The 481-nt window shown below is 37.6% G+C and carries 1 protein-coding gene; it reads right to left on the bottom strand.

Features of this window, described 5'->3' with window-relative positions; translation table 11 throughout:
* Positions 1–85: 85 nt before the first annotated feature.
* Positions 86–295: a hypothetical protein gene (locus A6F49_RS17810; protein WP_235605021.1), complete on the bottom strand. Its 210-nt coding sequence runs from the start codon at positions 293–295 to the stop codon at positions 86–88.
* Positions 296–481: the final 186 nt, after the last annotated feature.

The raw sequence follows: 481 nt of genomic DNA, 5'->3' as shown, positions 1-481 counted from the left end.
TTTTATTTTTACTTGTAACTTTAACTTTTAATTCCGCTTCATTAAGTTGACAATTTTCACAAAGCACTTCAACACCTCATTTCATTTAGTAATAATTTATAACTGGTAACAAACGTTTTAAAATATTTGCTCTAATAATATCTCTAGAAACCATATCCATTGATAGCGTTTCTCTATCAATAACTGCTTGAATCATTTTAGCTTCACGTTCATTTATTAACATTTTATCTAAAAGCCCATCAATAATATAATCAGCTTGATGATGATGACTAGCAGGTCTAAGCAGCGGAAGCAACTTTTTGATTTGTCGTGGTGCTTCCGGATCGTCAAGCTTAGGGATGCCTATTTAATCACAGCCATCACTGCCACCCTGCATTACAGGCCCAGGAGCATGACTCAAAGATGGCTCGAGTAAGAACGTCCAGCGCGACTGCCCACAATGAAAAGACCGCCAGAAACATGCTATCATCCATATCCCCGC

The organism is Enteractinococcus helveticum (assembly GCF_001657475.1).
GTDB lineage: Bacteria > Actinomycetota > Actinomycetes > Actinomycetales > Micrococcaceae > Yaniella > Yaniella helvetica.
Note: the sequence above shows the minus strand (reverse complement) of the source record. Positions and strands in the feature narration are given on the sequence as shown.